The organism is Hydrogenophilus thiooxidans, assembly GCF_019049855.1.
Lineage (GTDB): Bacteria > Pseudomonadota > Gammaproteobacteria > Burkholderiales > Rhodocyclaceae > Hydrogenophilus > Hydrogenophilus thiooxidans.
This window is the reverse complement of sequence record NZ_JAHLSY010000001.1, coordinates 21,508-37,987: the sequence shown is the minus strand read 5'-3', so window position 1 is coordinate 37,987 and position 16,480 is coordinate 21,508. Positions and strand designations below refer to the sequence as shown.

General features: G+C 62.2%; 11 protein-coding genes and 3 tRNA genes. 9 read left to right on the top strand and 5 right to left on the bottom strand.

From position 1 onward, the window contains the following. Positions 1 to 69: 69 nt before the first annotated feature. Genes KUL93_RS00175 through glnE form a run of 3 tightly spaced genes read right to left on the bottom strand, consistent with a single transcriptional unit; the run spans position 70 to position 4,836 of the window. Positions 70 to 537: a SixA phosphatase family protein gene (locus tag KUL93_RS00175; protein WP_217125112.1), complete on the bottom strand. Its 468-nt coding sequence runs from the start codon at positions 535 to 537 to the stop codon at positions 70 to 72. Further along, positions 534 to 2,078 (bottom strand): CYTH and CHAD domain-containing protein, encoded by a 1,545-nt coding sequence (locus KUL93_RS00170; RefSeq protein ID WP_119334883.1) that lies wholly within the window; start codon positions 2,076 to 2,078, stop codon positions 534 to 536. Before KUL93_RS00170 ends, KUL93_RS00175 begins: the two co-directional genes overlap by 4 nt. Then, complete coding sequence (gene glnE, locus KUL93_RS00165) at positions 2,062 to 4,836, bottom strand: bifunctional [glutamate--ammonia ligase]-adenylyl-L-tyrosine phosphorylase/[glutamate--ammonia-ligase] adenylyltransferase (protein ID WP_217125111.1); 2,775 nt, start codon at positions 4,834 to 4,836, stop codon at positions 2,062 to 2,064. The genes KUL93_RS00170 and glnE overlap by 17 nt, the downstream gene beginning before the upstream one ends. Positions 4,837 to 4,922: 86 nt before the next feature. Here glnE and KUL93_RS00160 point away from each other — a divergent pair, with 86 nt between their 5' ends. Together KUL93_RS00160 and KUL93_RS00155 are read left to right on the top strand one after the other, a co-directional pair. Then, positions 4,923 to 8,102, top strand: a complete 3,180-nt coding sequence (locus KUL93_RS00160; RefSeq protein WP_217125110.1) for a YhdP family phospholipid transporter — start codon at positions 4,923 to 4,925, stop codon at positions 8,100 to 8,102. Between the two features lie 14 nt (positions 8,103 to 8,116). Next, on the top strand, positions 8,117 to 8,932 hold the full coding sequence (locus tag KUL93_RS00155) for a carbon-nitrogen hydrolase family protein (RefSeq protein ID WP_217125109.1): 816 nt from the start codon (positions 8,117 to 8,119) through the stop codon (positions 8,930 to 8,932). 34 nt (positions 8,933 to 8,966) lie between these two features. On the opposite strand, the gene KUL93_RS00150 is transcribed toward KUL93_RS00155, so the two are convergent. Together KUL93_RS00150 and katG are read right to left on the bottom strand one after the other, a co-directional pair. Beyond that, positions 8,967 to 9,941, bottom strand: coding sequence for a 2-hydroxyacid dehydrogenase (locus KUL93_RS00150; protein WP_217125108.1), 975 nt, complete (start codon positions 9,939 to 9,941; stop codon positions 8,967 to 8,969). 58 nt (positions 9,942 to 9,999) lie between these two features. Next, positions 10,000 to 12,189, bottom strand: coding sequence for a catalase/peroxidase HPI (katG, locus tag KUL93_RS00145; protein ID WP_217125107.1), 2,190 nt, complete (start codon positions 12,187 to 12,189; stop codon positions 10,000 to 10,002). A 237-nt stretch (positions 12,190 to 12,426) separates the two neighbouring features. On the opposite strand from katG, the gene KUL93_RS00140 reads away from it, so the two are divergent. From KUL93_RS00140 to KUL93_RS00110, 7 genes are all read left to right on the top strand, one after another. Beyond that, positions 12,427 to 12,503: transfer RNA gene (locus KUL93_RS00140), tRNA-Pro, on the top strand. 41 nt (positions 12,504 to 12,544) lie between these two features. Next, a tRNA-Arg gene (locus tag KUL93_RS00135) sits at positions 12,545 to 12,621 on the top strand. A gap of 24 nt (positions 12,622 to 12,645) precedes the next feature. Further along, positions 12,646 to 12,721: transfer RNA gene (locus KUL93_RS00130), tRNA-His, on the top strand. A gap of 50 nt (positions 12,722 to 12,771) precedes the next feature. After that, a complete protein-coding gene (folD, locus tag KUL93_RS00125; RefSeq protein ID WP_217125106.1) occupies positions 12,772 to 13,629 on the top strand; it encodes a bifunctional methylenetetrahydrofolate dehydrogenase/methenyltetrahydrofolate cyclohydrolase FolD in 858 nt (285 codons plus the stop codon). Positions 13,630 to 13,751: 122 nt separating this feature from the next. Next, positions 13,752 to 14,216: a 5-(carboxyamino)imidazole ribonucleotide mutase gene (purE, locus tag KUL93_RS00120; protein ID WP_249419158.1), complete on the top strand. Its 465-nt coding sequence runs from the start codon at positions 13,752 to 13,754 to the stop codon at positions 14,214 to 14,216. A 6-nt stretch (positions 14,217 to 14,222) separates the two neighbouring features. Continuing rightward, positions 14,223 to 15,404: a 5-(carboxyamino)imidazole ribonucleotide synthase gene (locus KUL93_RS00115; RefSeq protein WP_249419149.1), complete on the top strand. Its 1,182-nt coding sequence runs from the start codon at positions 14,223 to 14,225 to the stop codon at positions 15,402 to 15,404. Between the two features lie 7 nt (positions 15,405 to 15,411). Further along, positions 15,412 to 16,470, top strand: coding sequence for an L-threonylcarbamoyladenylate synthase (locus KUL93_RS00110; protein ID WP_217125103.1), 1,059 nt, complete (start codon positions 15,412 to 15,414; stop codon positions 16,468 to 16,470). The last annotated feature ends 10 nt before the right edge of the window (positions 16,471 to 16,480 follow it).

Below are 16,480 nucleotides of genomic sequence, written 5' to 3'. Positions count from 1 at the left end.
CCGATCCGTTTGTGGTGCGAGAAAGCGAGTCTACTCCGGATGATAGGGCGCTGCAATATGCCTTGATTGTCACTCAGCGAGGTCCGGATGGATCACCGCGCGCAATTGGACTGGCCGCGGGTGGAAGGGGCGGACGCGGAACCACCAAAGGCTGGCCCGAGGGAAAGCCCAGGGTAGGGGCGATTCGGTCAAGAGATACGCCGCAGTCTGCCCGATCCAGGGTTGGTGACCAACCAAGAGGAGCGACCGTTGTGGGTTCGGCCATCCGAGTACGTCGAGAACGCGGCTCACCGGCGAACCCGGCGCGATCGCGGGTTCGGTGGTGAAATGCGCAGCGAAGTGTTGCAGGGTTTCTTGCGCGCGCCGCGCGGGGGAGGCAAGCAGCGCCAGATTTTTCGGCGCATGGCGTTGCAACCAGTGCGCGACGCGCTTCGCCTGTGTGTGTCCTTCCGGTGTCAGGGGGCGAGCCAAGTCGTCGTCGAATCCCGCTTCGGCTTCGGCGTGGCGCCAAAGCAACAGGTCGATCACGGTGGTCATTTCGTCGTTTCCTCCCAAGATTCGTGAAACCAGGTGCGCAAATCGTTTCTGAGCGTTTCGCATGGCAATACCGAGCGCGCATGGTGCCACGCGAGCACCGCGGCAGCGCCAACCGCCAGCCGGTCGCTGCGGCGCAGATAGGGGGCGAGCTGGTGCTGCGCGCCCTCCCAGTCTTGGGCGGCGCCAAGGAGATCGAGCGCATGTTTGACGCGCGCCATTTCCCGCCGGTAGGCCCGTTTGGGAAGGAGCGCGCGGCTCCATTCCAGCAGGTAGCGCCACGATTTGAGCGCGATGCGAACCCGATGGCGGCGCTCGGAAGTGGGATCGGCTTCCCACTGGTCGATACGGTGACGGACGCGGCGGCGGGTTCGGTGCCAGAGGGTGCGTACGAACGGTTCCAGGGGGTCGGAAGAGAAGCTCGATGGTTTTGCGGCAAGAAGGCGCAGGCTCGTGTCAAGCCAGAGCTGTCCGAGTGCGCGGTAGGGAAGCGCAGCGGCACGGTGGCAGGGTGGATGGAGGACTTCGGCCAGGCACGCGATCTCCTGCTGTGCCACCGGGCACGCAGTGTGTGCCGGGCGGATGATCGCATCGACGAGCACGTCACGATCACGCCGTGTGCCCAATGGGCGCGCCACGGATGCGATGTACGCGCGCAGCGCATCGGCAAGTGGCGCGCCAAGCCACGGTGCGAAATGGGCGAGCAGCGTGCGGCTGCGCCGCAGCGCAATGCGCAGTTGATGCAGCGCTTCTGGGTCGTGGTGTTGGGCGTACAAGGTCATGTTGGCGCCACCATGGGCGACGCAGGACCACCACGCGGTGAAAAAAGCGTCCGCGATCGACATCTCGGCAGACCACCGGGGCGGTTTGGTTTTGAATGCGGTTGCGGCGTCGCCTGTAAGGAGCGCAAAGCCCCGGGCCGCTTTGGAACGAGGTTCCGGCCAGAGCGCCACCGTTTCGGCAAGGGTTCGCGCGAATTCCAAAAGGGAGGGGAATGGTGCAGTGGGGCTTTCGATTTCGAGCTCGCACAGTGGCACCGTTTGAGTGCCGGTGGTGATCACGCCGCGGTCGAATGCCACTTCCGCTTCGCCGCCTACCAATGCGATCGGCCAGGTGGTGCGGCGAAAGCGGGTCGACAGGATGGGGCGGAGCTGAAGAGCGGTGTGATGCAGAAGGTCACGAATGGCACGTGGGGCGACCCGTTCGAAGAGCGGTTCCAGCCAGGGCGGGAAAGCGGAAAGCTCCGCAGGTTCCGCAAGTGCCGCTTCGGCGAGCGGAGCGGGTATCGCGCACTCCCACTCCCCCCGTTCGGTAAAGCCGCTTTGGTCCGCGCTTTCGGTTTTCACCGTCGCAGAATAGTGGTCCTCGATGCGACGCAGCCGCACCGCGACGCCAGCACGAGCGAGTTGGTGGTCACCGGTGTCGAAGTAGTGGGTTTCGATCTGCCGGGTGGTGGCGGGTGCCGCGGCAAGCAGCGGATGGTTTTTGAGTTTGCCCGCGTCGCGCGGCAAAAGGGAGAGCTTCAATTCACGTTCGGTCGCCATCGATGGCTTTCTCCCAGTGCACCGCTTCAGGGTTACGGTAGGTCTGTTTCGCTGCGCCCAATTTGGACGCAGGCACGGTATGTGCGAAGAGATGGTGCCAAAGTGCTCGGACTGGTTCGGTTCGGTCGGTGATGGTTTCGGCAGGGACGACCGCCGGTTTTTCGTCGAGGCGCAAGCGGTGTTGTTCTCGCCGCAAATGGCGGTAGGTTTCGGCAACCGCTTCGGCAAGCTCCGAAGGGATCAAATGGCGCGCGGCTGCGCGCGAAAGCAGCGCGATGTTCCCAGCGTTTTCGGCAAGTTCCGGATCGTGGGGCGCATGGGCAAGTACCAGGTATTGCACCAGGAATTCGACATCGATGAGGCCGCCAAAGTCGTGCTTGAGGTTGAATTGACCCGCTTTGGCCGGGTGTTCGGCGCGTATCTTTTCCCGCATCGCAACGATTTCGCCCGCCAAGCGGGTTGTGTCCCGTTCGATCGCCAAGATGAAACGGCGCAGCGCTTCGAACCGCTTCCCCAGTGCTGGGTCGCCCGCAGCAAAGCGGGCGCGGGTGAGCGCTTGGTGTTCCCAGGTCCATGCGGCGTCGATGAGATAATCGACCAGGCGCGCGTACGGGGTTGCCGGCAACCCGGCTTCACCGTCGGGGCGGAGCCGCAGGTCGATCTCGAACAGCTCCCCTGCTGCGGTGCGGGTGCTCCACCAGGTGGCCAGGCGCTGCGCGAACCGGCAGTAGCTGTCGAGCGCGTCGGGGTGGTCGTCGTCGAAGAGATAGACCAGATCGAGGTCGCTGGCGTAACCAAGCTCTTTGCCGCCCAATTTGCCGTAAGCGATCACCGCAAAATGGGGTGTTTCGGTATGGCGACGGCGTAGCGTCTTCCAGACGATGGGCAGACTCGCCTCGAGCACCGCATCGGCAAGTGCCGAGAGGTGGTCACTGAGCCGTTCGACGGTCAGTCGCCCTGCCAGGTCTTTGAGGAGCAAGCGAAAAAGTTGCGCGTGGTGCGCTTCGCGCAACCAGTTCATCTGCGCTTCGGTATCGTCTGCGCGCAACGCAAGTTGCTCCGTGAGGGCGCGTTGAAATTCGGCCCAATTGGGTACCTCGTCCAACGCACGGGCGTCCAACGCTTCGTCGATCAAGATCGGATGGCGGGCCAAATAGGTGGCGGCCCAGCGGCTGCTCGCAACGATCTTGGCGATCTGCTCGAGCGCTTGCGGGTATTCGTCGAGGAGCGCAAAATAGCTGGTGCGTCCGCCAATGGCTTCGAACAGGTCGATGAGGCGCGCAAGGACCGTATCGGGTGCTGGAAACTGCGCGGCCACGGTGAGTGCGTGCGCCACGATTTGATCGCGGCGGCGGCGCGAAGCGGGTGAGATCGCCTGCAGTCGCGGATGGTTTTTGAGCGCTTCCAGGCGAAGCGCAAGGGGGCGAGGGTCGGCGTAGCCCAGCGATTCCAGAGCCCGGGCGGCTTCATCCGGGTCAGCAGCAGCAAACCAGGCGGCGTCGTACGTCTGCTCGGTCTCTTCTTTGCCAAAGAGGGCATCGAACGTTCGGCTGACGAATTCCCGATGGTGGTCGAGCGCGGCACGAAACGCCTCCCAATTCTCATAGCCCATCGCTTCGGCAAGCAGGGCTTGGCGTTCCGTTTCTTTGGGGAGTTCGTGCGTCTGCGCGTCGTGCCAATATTGCAAACGGTGTTCCACACGGCGCAGAAAGCAATAGGCGGCATCTAAACCGGCTTGGGTTTCGGGTGCGATCAGACCGCGTTCGGCAATGAGGCGCAACACGGTACGCGTCGGCCGAACTTGAAGCGTTGGCTCCCGGCCACCGCGGATGAGCTGATGGACCTGCGCGATGAATTCGATTTCGCGAATGCCCCCGCGCCCAAGCTTGATGTGGTCTTGGCGCTCTTTGCGCGCCACTTCACGGCGGATTTGGGCATGGAGATCGCGCACCGCTTCGATCGCGCCGAAATCGAGGTACTTGCGGTAGACGAACGGCCGCGTGAGATTTTCCAACTCCTGCCAACGCTCACCGGTGAGCGCTCGGGCTTTGATCCACGCGTACCGCTCCCAGGTCCGGCCCTGGGTCATCAGGTAGTCTTCGAGCATCTCGAACGAAACGACGAGTGGCCCCGAGTCCCCATGAGGGCGCAGGCGCATATCGACGCGAAAAACCCATCCGTCTCCTGTGGGTTCGGCTAGGGTTTGGATGAGGCGTCGCCCCAATTTGGTGAAAAATTCGGCGTTGCTAAGGATCTTCGGGCCAGCCGTCTCCCCCTCTTCGGGGTAGACGAAGACCAGATCGATATCGGAAGAGACGTTGAGTTCGCCGCCACCCAATTTCCCCATCCCTACGATCAGGAACTCTTGTTCCCATCCCCCTTCCGATTGCGGCCGACCGTGCCGCTCGATGAGCGCGGCGTAGTGGTGGTCGTAAGCGTGGCGAATCGCACACTCGGCAAAACGGGTCATCGCGCCAGTGATCTCCTCGAGCGGCGCGGCAAGCGCCAGATCGCGCACCGCGCAGTGGGCAAAGACCGCGGCGCGCATCTGTCTGAGTCGCGCATCGAGTGGGATTTCGGTTGCATTCTGCGCAAAAGGAGGAGTTTGCAGAAAATCCTCTAGGGTTGCGGTCGTCAGCGGCTGCGTGACAGTTTTTGCTAGCCAATCTGCGAGCCAAGGCCGGGCCGAAAGGAGGTGCGCAAGATGCGGGGAGTATCGAACGGCTGTCGTTAGCCAGTTGGAAAAAGCAACGGTCACGGTCGCTACGTCTCATCGTGCCAAAGGGGTGCGCCCATTATAATGGGTAGCAGCGCTAAGGGGATGACAGAAAGGATGGTCGGAGCATGACGGAGGTGCGCACGTGGCACGGCGCCTGGCGCCCATTTGCATTCGCTTGGGTCATGGCTGGCATGGTGGCGCTGCTTACGTTTGCCGCTGCGCGCTGGTTGGTGTGGCCCAATCTCGACTGGTTTCGCCCCGCGATCGAAGCGTGGTTGCGCACAACGGTGGGGGTGCCCATCGCGCTCGAGAAGGTGGAAGGGCAATGGCACACGTGGTCGTCGCCTCAGTGGCGCGTTACCCGCTGGCAGGTGCTGGATCACGCTGGTGGCGAACCGCTTTTCTGGGGAAGCGCGGAAGGGCGTTGGTCTTGGCAGGAAGGGTGGCAGATCGCGTTTACCGCACAAGGGGTCGGGCTGGAAAAGCTTTCCGGGACGCTCCACCTCTTCGATCGGCAATGGCAGCTGCAATGGCATGCGGCTGGAATCACGGGAGAGGCGTGGCAGCCGTTCTTGGCGACCTGGACGAAAGGCCAAGCGGGGGGAGCCGACCGCGCTGCAGAGGCGTTCGTCCTACCCAATTTCGCGGAATTGGCGGCAACGGTGCAGGGTGTTGAGCGTACGATCACCCAGGTGGCGGTGCAATTTTCCGAATTGTCACTGCCCCCTTCGCCTAAGTTTCCTGGAGTAAGCGGGATCTCCGGTGCGTTGCGCGGTAGCCGCGCAGAGGGCGTTTTTTCCGTTCGTGCGGCGAAAAGCGTGTGGCAGTGGCCCGAAGGGTGGTTTGCCGAAAGGGTGCAAACGTTTACCGACGTGGCTTGGCAGGGGCGCTGGCACTATGATTCCGCTACCGGGTATACCGTGCATACCGAACGCTTTCATGCAGTTACCCCGGAAGGTCGTGTTACGGCTAGTGGCGTGCTCGAGGCACTCGAGCGCCCCACCGCGCGGCGGTTGGCGATGCACGCGGTGATCGAAGCGGTGGATCTGGAACGGTTCGCCCGCTATTTTCCGCCTGCTGCCGTGGGGCAGACCACTGTCGATTGGTTGGGTCGCGCTTTTGTCCAAGGTAAGATTCCTGCGGCCCATATGGCGATCGAAGGGCCGTTGGCAGCGTTTCCTTTTCGTGATGGCGAAGGGGTCTTTTCGGTCGAAATCCCAGTGCAAGGGGTGACATTGCAATTCGATCCCCGTTGGCCGGCGGTGACGATCGAACGTGCCATGGTGCGTTTCCGCAACGAAGCGCTTCATATCGAAGTCCATGACGCGCACGCGGAGACACTGCGCTTTGCACCCGTTGTCGCGACGATCCCGGACCTGGGGGCAGATGCGCCGGTGCTCATGGTGCAGGGAACGGTCAAAGGGCGCTGGCCTAACGTGTTGCGCTACCTGGGGCACTCGCCGCTTGCCAAAGACCTCCCTCTCGCGCAGCTCCAATCATGGCAAGCGCAAGGGGATGCGCACCTGGACCTTGCGCTCACGATCCCGCTTTCCGAAGGTGCCGTGGGCGTTGCGGGAACCTTGATGTTGGACCGCTTTACCGTACCGGCTGCGGTCGCTGCTTGGCCATTGACCAAGGGGAAAGCGACGATCCGTTTCGACGCAAACGGCGTTCGCTCCGCAGAAGGTAACGGCGTATGGGGTGAGATCCCGATTCAGCTCACGTGGCCAGACGGCGCCCGTTCCGAAGTGGCGGTCACAGCAATGCTGAGCGGCAAAACGTTGGCCCAGCAGCTGGGCTTGCCATCGGCTGCATTGCAAGGCACGACGCCGGTGCGCGCACACGTGACCTGGACACCGGACGGGGTGATTCGTTGGCGTGCAACGAGCGATGGCGATGGACTGGCCCTCGCGTTACCCGACCCGCTTACCAAGCGTGCAGGCGAACGGTGGTCGCTGCAGGCAGAAGGGGAGGTGACGAAGAACGGATGGCAGGCATCGGTGACACTAGCCGATCGGTTGCGTTGGCAACGGACACTGACGGGCGCGTGGGCCGTGGCGATCGGCTCAGTGGCGCTTCCGCCTGCTGTACCCAACGGGGCGATCGCGGTTGCGCTTGAACGACTCGATCTCGACGCGTGGGATTCGCTGTTGGACGAAATGGGGCAAGCGCAGCAGGAAGCTTGGCCGTCGCTCACCCTTGCCGTCGACCAATTGATTGCGCTCGAGCGCACGTGGCATCAGGTCCGGTTCTCGGCCAATGCACGCCTAGCGCAGTGGGATTTCCGGGTTCGGGCGCAGGAGGTGGTCGGCAGTGGTACGGTGACGCGCCGCGGGGAGCGGATCGACCGTTTCGAGGCCGAATTCGACCGCCTGTGGATTCCGCCGCAGAAGCAAATACCCCGGAACGATTCGCAACCTTCCTCGGGAAACGCAACGCGCGATTCCAACCGTATCGCGGCTCTAGATCCCAGTCGCTGGCCCACGGCGCGCGTCACGGTTGCCGATTTGCGCGTTGCCGATGCTCCGTTGGGGCGGTTCGCGCTGGTTACGGCGCAAGATGGCGCTACCTGGCGGATTCAGGACGCGCTTTTGGTGCAACCCGGTCGCTATCGGCTTCGCGGTCGTGGTTCCTGGGAGCCACATGCAACTGGCGGGGGGAGAAGCACCCGCAGCACTTGGCATATCGAAGCCCAGATCGGCGATTTTGGCGCCACGTTGGCAACCGTGTGGCAATTGTCTGAGATAGAGAAGGGACAGGGCACCATCGACGCGACGCTTTCTTGGCCAGGGAGCCCGCTCGACTTTAGGTGGCGCACATTGGAAGGTACCGGGTCGATTGCTCTCGAAAAAGGCGTATTTACCGAAATCGAGCCCGGAGCCGGAAAGTTGCTCACCGTTTTCAGTCTGCCGATGCTTTTTCGTCGCTTGCAGCTCGATTTCCGCGATCTCACCCAAAAAGGGTTGGCGTACGACCGCTTGATGGGCAGTTTCGCCGTCGCGAACGGTTATCTGACCACATCGGATCTCACGATCGATGCGCCGGTGGCATTGACCCAGCTTGCCGGCAGCATCGATCTCGATGCCGAGACGCAAGAATTGGAGGTCCGTGTGGTGCCGCGCCTTGGGAACACTGCTGCGACGGCGATCGCGTTCGTCAATCCCGTAGCGGGGTTGCTCACGTTCCTGGGGCAACAGATTCTAGGCGACCCGTTGGGTCAGATTCTTGTGCAACGCTATCGGGTCAGCGGCTCATGGCGTGCACCGAAAGTGACCGCTTTGCGGGACAATCCACCCAACGAGTGATGAGGAGTCATGCGATGTCATCCGATTTGGCAACCTTGCAGGTGGCGGTGGTGCAAATGGTGAGTACCCCCCGGGTCGAGGAGAATGTGGCAACCGCGGAGCGGCTGGTTGCCAGTGCTGCCCAAGCCGGCGCGGACGTTGTCGTATTGCCGGAGTACTGGCCGATCATCCATCGTGACATGGCGGTGCGGCTTGCGCTTCGCGAACGCTGGGGTGACGGGCCATTGCAGGCTGCGATGGCACGATGGGCGCAAACGTATGGCGTTTGGTTGATCGGCGGCACGATCCCGCTCGAAGCGAACGACCCGGATCGAATGCGCAACAGCTGCCTCGTTTTCGATCGCTCTGGGAACGTGCAGGCCCGTTACGACAAGGTCCATCTCTTCCGTTTTCAAAAAGGGGCAGAATCGTACGATGAAGCGCGGGAAATCGAAGCGGGCACGGAGGTGGTGACCTTTCTCCTCGAAGGGTGGCGCTTTACCCTCGGCGTCTGCTACGACCTGCGGTTCCCCGAATTGTTCCGCCGCGTGGCGCCGGTCGACGCGATCGTGTTGCCCGCAGCGTTCACCCACACCACCGGTCAGGCGCACTGGGAGGTGTTGCTGCGCGCCCGGGCAATCGAAAACCTTTGCTATGTCGCGGCGAGTGCGCAAGGGGGGCGGCATGAGAGCGGTCGCCGCACCTGGGGTCACTCGATGCTGATCGATCCCTGGGGGAGTGTCCAAGCGCTTTATGCAGAAGGCACGGGTTGGGTCATGGCTGAGTGGCGCCGCGACGTGCTCGACGCAGTGCGCGCGCAACTGCCGGCGCTCACGCATCGGGTGTTCTGACGCGGGTACGCACGCGCCCGTGCCCGTCGAAACGTTAGGAGGCCAAAACCTCTGGATTCAACAGGTTGGGGGGACGGCGCCCTGCTAATGCCGCCAGCAGATTGTCGGCAGCCAGCGAGGCCATCGCGAAACGGGTTGCCCGTGTCGATGAGCCGATGTGGGGCGTGAGGACGACGTTCTCTAACGCGAAAAAGCGGGGATCGACGTGCGGCTCGTTTTCGAAAACGTCGAGTGCTGCCCCTGCGATCCGGTTGTGTTGCAGCGCTTCGATGAGCGCAGCCTCATCGACGATCCCTCCGCGTGCCACGTTGATGAGGTGCGCGGTGGGTTTCATGCGCGCAAGCGCTTCGGCGTCGATGAGATGGTGCACGGCCGGTGAGTAGGGAATCATCACGACCAAAAAATCGCTTTGCGCCAGCAGTTCGTCGAACGCTACCCACTGCGCTCCAGCTTCCGACTCAGGCGGTAGGCGATGGCGGTTGTGATAGAGCACCCGCATCGCAAATCCACTGGCGCGTCGCGCAACCGCGCGTCCGATGCGCCCCATGCCCAAGATACCGAGTGTCGCGTGGTGAACGTCCTGTCCATACCACGGATCGTGGAACTGCCAACCTTTCCAATTTCCTGCCCGTACCCATTTGTCAGCGGCAACCACACGACGGGCACTGGCCAACAGCAAGGCCCAAACCGTGTCGGCAGTAGTCTCCGTCAGCACGTCGGGCGTATTGGTCGCCATCACGCCAGCGCGCGTCAGCGCGGCCAAGTCGAAATTGTTGTAGCCAACCGCGACGTTGCTCACCACTTTCAAGCGCTTGGCGTGTGCAAGGACAGTGCCGTCGATGCGATCCGTGAGAAAGGTGATGGCACCGTCTTTGTCAGCCAAGCGATCCGCCAACATTTCAGGGGGAAGCGCGGTGTCTTGGTCATGAAAGTCGACCACGCACGACGCGGCAAGCCGTTCGATGATTTCGGGAAAAATCCAGCGGGTAACCAGGATCTTCTTTTTCATCGCTGCCATTCTTTGTCGCGGTAGGCAATCATAACCAATCACCGACGCTTTGCGAAGATTATGGCCGGAGATCGTAGCGGTCTGCGTTCATCACCTTGGTCCAGGCCCGCACGAAGTCGCGAACGAACTTCTCGTGCGCGTCGTCTTGCGCGTACACCTCCGCATAGGCGCGCAAAATCGAATTGGAGCCAAAGACCAGATCGACGCGAGTTGCCGTGAATCGCGTTTCTCCACTTTCTCGGTCGATCAGAGCATACCGGTTGTCTGCGAGCGTCGCCCAACGGTATTTCATGTCGGTGAGATGAACGAAGAAGTCGGTACTCAGGGTACCAACGCGATCCGTGAAGACTCCTTCGGGCGCGTTCTGGTAATTGGCGCCTAACACACGCAGCCCACCGATCAATACGGTCATCTCAGGTGCGGTTAAACCCAGCAAATGGGCTCGGTCGATGAGCAATTCTTCCGGCCGTTGTCGCGTCCGAAGTCGATGGTATTGTGGGCTCAAATAATTGCGAAAACCATCGGCGAGCGGTCGCAACCAATCGAACGAATCGACATCGGTCCATTCTTGCGTGGCGTCGCCACGACCAGGCGCGAAGGGGACTTCGATCGCATAACCGGCGCGTTCGGCGGCAATTTCGATGGCCACGTTGCCGCCCAGTACGATCACGTCCGCGACACTGGCACCATAGTGGTGCGCGATCGGCTCCAGGACAGAAAGGACCTTTTCCAGCCGTTCCGGCTCATTGGCTTCCCAGCGGCGCTGCGGTTCGAGGCGAATGCGGGCACCGTTTGCTCCGCCCCGGTAATCGGAGCAGCGGAACGTTCGCGCGCTGTCCCAAGCGGTGGCGATCAGTTCTGGGACGGTGAGGCCGCTGTTGCGAATCGCCCGTTTCACCGCTCCTACGTCGTAATCGCGTGGTCCGGGTGGGACAGGGTCTTGCCATATGAGGTCTTCTTGCGGCGCTTCCGGGCCGATATAGCGTGTTCGCGGTCCCATGTCGCGATGCAGGAGTTTGAACCAGGCCCGGGCAAAAACTTGGCTGAAATACTCTGGATCACGCCAGAAGCGCTCAGCGATCGGGCGATAGATCGGATCCACCTTGAGCGCCATGTCTGCGTCCGTCATCATGGGCATGGTCCGCTTGCTGGGATCTTCTGGATCTGGTGGCATGTGTTCCGGACGGATGCCGATGGGTTGCCATTGCCACGCCCCTGCCGGACTCTTGGTCAATTCCCACTCGTAACCGAAAAGCAGGTCGAAGTAACTGTTGTCCCACTGCGTCGGCGTCGGGGTCCACGCACCTTCCAGTCCACTCGTCACGGTGTCGCGACCGACACCTCGCGTGGTTTTGTTGAGCCATCCCAATCCTTGGTCCTCGATTTCAGCGCCTTCGGGGGCAGGCCCAAGGTGCGAGGGGTTACCGTTACCGTGCGCTTTTCCGACAGTGTGGCCGCCAGCGGTGAGCGCAACGGTCTCTTCGTCGTTCATCCCCATGCGCGCAAAAGTGATACGTACGTGCTGTGCGGTTTTGCGCGGGTCGGGTTGTCCGTTGACCCCTTCGGGGTTGACGTATATCAGACCCATCTGCACTGCAGCCAGCGGATTCTCGAGCGATTCTGGGTTGTCGAGATCTGCGTAGCGGTGGTCGCTCGGCGCAAGCCACTCCTGCTCCGATCCCCAATAGACGTCTTTCTCGGGGTGCCAAATGTCTTCGCGCCCAAAGGCGAAGCCATACGTTTTGAGTCCCATCGACTCGTACGCGACGTTTCCTGCCAAAACGATGAGATCGGCCCAGGAAATTTTGTTACCGTATTTCTTTTTGATTGGCCACAAAAGACGGCGTGCTTTGTCCAGATTGGCGTTGTCCGGCCATGAGTTGAGTGGCGCAAAACGCTGATTACCGGTGTTGGCGCCACCACGTCCGTCCGCTGCGCGGTAGGAACCGGCCGCATGCCAGGCCATACGGATGAATAACCCACCGTAATGTCCATAATCGGCAGGCCACCAGGGCTGACTCTCGGTCATCAGCTTACGCAGATCGGCTTTGAGCGCTTCGACGTCCAATGTTCGAACCGCTTCACGGTAGTTGAAATCCGGTAAGGGGTTGCTTTTCGTGTCGTGCTGGTGAAGGATTTCGACGTTGAGCGCCGAAGGCCACCAGGCGTAGGGGTCGTTTTTGGGATCGGCAGTGGTTGCTGCGCCGGTATGAAAGGGGCAGCCGCTTGCCTTTGCGGTATCACGCATCTTCTTTCTCCTGTCCACGTTGGTTCGGTTTTGAGGTACGGCCAGGGCATCAGCAGTGGCCTTGGGGCAGTATAGAAAAGGGTCGATGACAATCCAATCGATTTTGGCAATCGTTCCGATAGGGTACGGACAGTCCGGTAGCACGCTCCTCTCGGGTAGTGGCTGTTGGGTCTCTTCGTGGATCGTGCTACCCAGCGATTGACAATCCGTCGGTGATTCAGTAATATCTCGGTCTTCCGGGGTGTAGCGCAGTCTGGTAGCGCGCTTGCTTTGGGAGCAAGATGTCGGGGGTTCGAATCCCTCCACCCCGACCAGACTGCCTGCCGTCGTTCCGACGGGGAAGAGCTTCGGTGATCTGCCCGTAGCTCAACTGGATAGAGCACCGGCCTTCTAAGCCGGGGGTTACAGGTTCGATCCCTGTCGGGCAGGCCACGGACAAGGTTTCTGAATATTGTGGCGGCATTAGCTCAGTTGGTAGAGCACTGGATTGTGGCTCCAGGTGTCACCGGTTCGAATCCGGTATGTCGCCCCACCGAATCGCTCAAGGCCGGATTTGCCGGCCTATTTTTTTGAGGAAAAGCGATGATCCTCGACGGCAAAGCGCTAGCGGCGCGCGTTCGCGCCGAACTCAAAACCTCCGTTGCCCGATTGACCGCTCAAGGCGTGAGCCCCACGCTGGCGGTGATCCTGGTCGGTGACGACCCCGCCTCTCAAGTCTATGTGCGCAACAAGATCGCTGCTTGCGGTGACGTCGGCATCGAATCCCGAGCTTTTCGCTTTCCTGCCGATTGTGCGCCGGCAGATGTCTTTGCGGCGATTGACGCGTTGAACGCCGACCCAACGGTGCATGGCATTCTGGTACAACTACCGCTTCCGCCGCAGTTCGACGAAACCGAGGTGATCGAGCGGATCGCGCTCGCCAAAGACGTCGACGGGTTCCACGCCGAAAACCTCGGACGGCTTTGGCAGGGGCGTCACTGTTTCGCGCCCTGCACCCCGGCTGGGGTGATGCGGCTTTTGGCCGAAGCCACCGTCGATCTCGTCGGTGCGGAAGCGGTGATCGTCGGCCGCTCGAATATCGTGGGCAAACCCATGGCGGCGTTACTGCTGCAGGCAGGCGCTACGGTGACCATCGCGCATTCGCGAACGCGTGACCTTGCCGCTGTGACGCGGCGCGCCGACGTGCTGGTGGTGGCCGTGGGTCGGCCGGGGTTGGTCACCGGCGCGATGATCAAGCCGGGGGCGGTGGTGATCGACGTCGGGATCAATCGCCTGGACGATGGGCGGCTCGTCGGGGATGTCGATTTCGCCTCGGCTGAACCTGTTGCCAAAGCGATCACGCCAGTGCCTGGCGGTGTGGGGCCGATGACGATCGCGATGCTCTTAGCCAATACCGTCACTGCAGCGGAACGTCAGTTGCAATCCCAGGAGGGATCGTGATGAGTGCCATCGCTTCAGAAGTTAGCGACGCGCACAACGGGGCTTTGCCTGAAACGGTGCGCGCCCTCTTGCGCTACGAACGGGTAAAATGTTTTGGCGCAAACCCCCTCGTGGGTATCGTGATGGGTTCGGAATCGGATTGGCCGATGATGCGCGCTGCGGCCGATGTGTTGCAACGTTTCGGGGTCGCTTTCGAAGCGTTGGTGGTTTCGGCGCACCGAACCCCGGACTGGATGTTCGCGTACGCGGAGAGCGCGGCGGTGCGTGGCTTGCGGGCCATCATTGCGGGGGCTGGCGGCGCAGCCCATTTGCCGGGAATGATCGCGGCGAAGACGACGCTACCCGTTTTGGGCGTGCCGGTGCCAAGCAGCGCCCTTTCCGGGGTCGATTCGCTCTATTCGATCGTGCAGATGCCCAAAGGGGTTCCCGTTGCAACGTTCGCGATCGGCGAAGCGGGGGCGGCGAATGCGGCGCTCTTTGCCGTGGCGATGTTGGCGACCACCGATGACGGACTGGCCGCAAAACTAACGGCATTCCGAAACGAACAGGTGGCCGCTGTGGACGCGATGACGTTGGTGGATCGCTAGACGAAGATGGGCGCAAAAGGGGTGCCGCAACCAATCGTTCCGCCAGCAACGCTGGCGGTGTTGGGGGGTGGGCAGTTGGGCCGCTTTTTCGTGCGCGCTGCGCAGGAGCTGGGTTTTCGTGTCTGGGTGCTCGATCCGGATCCCAGCGCGCCAGCGGGGCGGATCGCCGACCGTCATCTGGTTGCGCCGTACGACGATGCCGACGCGCTTGCCGAAATTGCACGACATTGCGCGGCGGCAACCACGGAATTCGAAAACGTTCCGGCTGAAGCGCTGCGTGCGTTGGCGCGCGCGATTCCGGTGCGTCCGGGGGCGGATGCGGTGGAAGTGTGCCAGGATCGCCGCAAGGAAAAGCGGTTCCTTGCGGCGAATGGCTTGCCTCATGGTCCGTTCTGGGTGATCGAGTCGGCTGACGACTGCGCTGCGGTACCGCCGTCGGCTTATCCTGCGATTTTGAAGACGGCTCGGCTGGGGTACGACGGTAAAGGGCAGCGCTCGGTCCAGACCTCTGATGCGCTCCTTTCCGCTTGGGAATCGCTGGGTCGCGTTCCGTGCGTGCTCGAAAAGCGGTTGGGGTTGGCAGCCGAGCTCTCTGTTGTCTTGGCCCGTGGTGTCGATGGGACTGCCGAGGCGTTTCCGCCCGGGGAAAACGTTCATCGCAACGGCATCCTCGATACGACGACCGCGCCGGCTTCTTTGCCGGAAGCGATCCGAGTACAGGCGCTCGATGTGGCGTTGCGTCTCACTGCGGCGCTCGACTACGTTGGGGTGTTGGGCGTCGAGTTTTTTTATACGGACGACGGGCTCCTCACGGTCAATGAGATGGCGCCGCGCCCGCACAACAGTGGGCACCATACGATCGACGCCTGTTCCGTTTCGCAGTTCGAGCAACAGGTGCGCGCGCTTTGTGCGCTGCCGCTTGCCCCGGTTCGGACCCACTCCCTCGCAGTGATGAACAACCTCTTGGGGGATCTTTGGTTCGCCGCCGATGGAACCCGGCGGGAACCCGAGTGGGAGCGGCTCCTGGCGTTGCCCGGAGTGGCGCTGCACCTCTACGGCAAGCACGAACCTAGGCCTGGGCGCAAAATGGGGCACTTCACCGTTACAGGTTCCTCATGGGAAGCAGTTCGGCAAACGGTGTGTGCCGCGCGCCAACAACTGGGATTGCCGACGAACGGGTGGGCGTGAGGGGCGCATGGTGCATCCTGATCGGCCCACCCTGATACCGGCAACTGCGGATCGCGTCGATGCGGTTGCGTCCCGTTTGGCCTCAGGCGCTCTGGTCGCGCTGCCTACGGAAACGGTCTATGGTCTTGCCGCAGATGCCGAGAACGGGGCTGCGGTTCGAGCGGTCTTTGCCGCGAAGGGTCGCCCCGCGGATCACCCCTTGATCGTCCATTTGGCTTCAGCTGCGATGGCAGCACGCTATGCGGCCGTTTGGCCACGTGCGGCGGCGGTGCTCGCAGAGCGTTTCTGGCCGGGGCCGCTGACGCTGGTCGTGCCGGCACAGTCGACGGTACTGCGTGAGGTGACCGGAGGGCAACCAACCGTCGCGCTTCGCGTTCCGCAACAACCCTTCACGCTGGCGGTGATCGAAAAGCTTGGCCGAGGCGTCGTGGCCCCTTCGGCCAACCGCTTTGGTCGGGTCTCGCCGACTGCGGCGCAACACGTCGTGGAAGAATTTCCGACGCTTGAGCTTTGGGTTGCCGATGCGGGTCCGACGCCGGTCGGGGTCGAGTCGACGATCGTCGATTTGAGCCGTCTTGCATCGGTCGGTGCCGTGGTGCTACGACCCGGTGCTGCGAGTGCGGACGAGATCGCGCAGACGTTACAGGCGGCCGGGCTATCGATCACGGTGCGCGCTCCTGTGCATGAGAGCGTGAAACCGGCGGTTGTCGGTTCTGAGCGCGCGGACGATCCGCGCGTTCCTGGGGCGTTGCCTTCGCACTATGCACCAACGACGCCGCTGCGTCTGTGGTGTCGGGAAGCGTATCGACGCTTTGTGGAAACGGCAACAGGTGCTGAATCGGTCGCGCACGCGGTTTGGTTTCCTCCCGATTGGCCTCAAACGCCTGGAGAGACGTTACGCCTACCCCAACCCGAAGCGGACGCGGCGATCGCGCAGCAGCTCTACCAGGCGCTGCGCACCCTGGATGCAAGCGGAGCGCAGGAGCTGTGGGTTGCGCTCCCTGAAGGCGATAGCCCGTTGCTCACCGCGGTGCGAGACCGGCTTCGCCGTGCGGCCAGCCGCTGACGAGACGTAA